3 protein-coding genes are annotated in these 1768 nt (G+C 51.4%); all 3 read left to right on the forward strand.

The window, feature by feature from the left end:
* Positions 1-211: hypothetical protein (locus tag OXG87_01220; protein ID MCY3868142.1), on the forward strand; the 211-nt coding region annotated here is incomplete at its 5' end.
* A 12-nt stretch (positions 212-223) separates the two neighbouring features.
* A complete protein-coding gene (gene hflK / locus OXG87_01225; protein MCY3868143.1) occupies positions 224-1198 on the forward strand; it encodes an FtsH protease activity modulator HflK in 975 nt (324 codons plus the stop codon).
* 1 nt (position 1199) lies between these two features.
* The coding region (locus OXG87_01230; GenBank protein MCY3868144.1) for a protease modulator HflC at positions 1200-1768 on the forward strand (569 nt) is incomplete at its 3' end.

The following is a 1768-nucleotide window of genomic DNA, read 5'->3' on the forward strand; positions in this document are numbered from 1 at the left end:
CTTTTTAATGGGATATACCTGGGCCTTCTTGCAAACGGGCAACCGCGCCTTTGCCAGTCGTTTTGCCAATCGGGTGGCGGGTATCAACGTGTGTTTGCGCGGCATTGAAGGCATTGCAAAAATAAGCCAATTCTTAAACCCCGAAGACCTGCCTGTGCAGGACACAGACAGGTCAATCTGCCGTATTAAACGGCATTCTCCCCGGTCCTGAAAGGAGGGCCTGATGCAAGAATATCAATTTCCAAACCGTCCAAATTTCGACTTGCAATTCAACCCCAAGTTCATCTATTACGGGTTAATTGTACTGGCATTGCTCTGGTTGGGCAGAGGCATCTACACGGTGCGACAAGATGAGCAAGCAGTCGTATTTCGATTCGGACGAGCGGTGGGCCTGGAAGATCCTGGCATCCACTACCACTGGCCCACACCCATCGAGCGCATTGAGAAAGAGCGCGTATCAGAGGTAAAACGCCTCGAAGTCGGCTTTCGCACCATCAGCGTAACGCCCACGCCGAGATACCAGAAGGTCTCAGCAGAATCTGCGATGTTGACCGGCGATGAAAATATCGTCGATGTAGAACTGATCGTTCAGTATCGCATCCGCGATTTGGAGAACTACTTGTTCCAGGTCAACGACCAGCGAAAAGCCGTCAAAGACGTGACCGAGGCCGCATTGCGTCAGGTCATTGGGCAGCGCACCATCGACGATGCTCTCACAGAGGGCAAGTTGGAAATACAGGAAAAGATACTGGAACAGGTTCAGGAAGTCCTGGACCTCTACCAAATCGGCGTGCGCGTCGATCAAGCCAAATTGCAAACCGTATCTGTACCCCAGGAAGTCGATCACGCATTTAAGGACGTCGCCAACGCGCGAGAAGACAAAGAACGTCTCCGCAACGAAGCCGAAGCCTATCGCAATGACATCATCCCAAAAACGCGCGGTGAAGCCGAAAGAATGATCCGCGAAGCCGAAGCCTATAAAGTTGAGCGCGTCAAGCGCTCACAGGGCGATGCAGACCGCTTCGTCGAGGTGCTCAAAGAATATCGCAATGCAAAAGACGTGACCGAAACGCGAATGTACCTCGAAACAATGGAAAAAATTCTGCCCGGCATACAAAAATACGTCGTCGAATCCGATGGCAAGGGCGGTATCCTCAACGTTCTCAATCTGCAAAAGCCATTAGGAGGAGGAAATTGACATGCGCAACCTCGTAACCCTGGTGGTCATTTTGATCGCAGGGAGTATTTTACTGAATGCATCGTGTTATATCGTGGATGAACGCGAACAGGTCGTCGTCACAGAATTTGGGCAACCCGTACGCACCGTACAGTCCCCTGGTCTGCATTTTAAGATCCCATTTATCCAGCAATTGCACACCTTCGAAGATCGCCTGCTGTACAGCGATGCCGATCCCAGACAAATTTACACGCAGGACAAGAAAAACCTCATCGTCGATAATTTTGCCCGCTGGCGCATCACAGATCCACTCAAGTTTCTGGTATCTGTGCAAAATGTCTCTTATGCACAATCGCGCCTGGACGACATCATTTTTTCAGCGGTGCGCGAAGAACTCGGACAACGCACGCTGGTCGAGATCGTAGTTACGCACCGCGAGGAAATCATGAAAAAAGTGACAGAGCGCTCCCACGAGGCAGCACTCGGACTGGGCATTGATATCCTTGATGTGCGGATTAAACGCGCAGACCTGCCGCGGGAAAACAAAAACAACGTATTTGAACGCATGCGTGCCGAGCGCGATCGGCAAGC

It is taken from the genome of Gemmatimonadota bacterium (genome assembly GCA_026706845.1).
Lineage (GTDB): Bacteria > Latescibacterota > UBA2968 > UBA2968 > UBA2968 > VXRD01.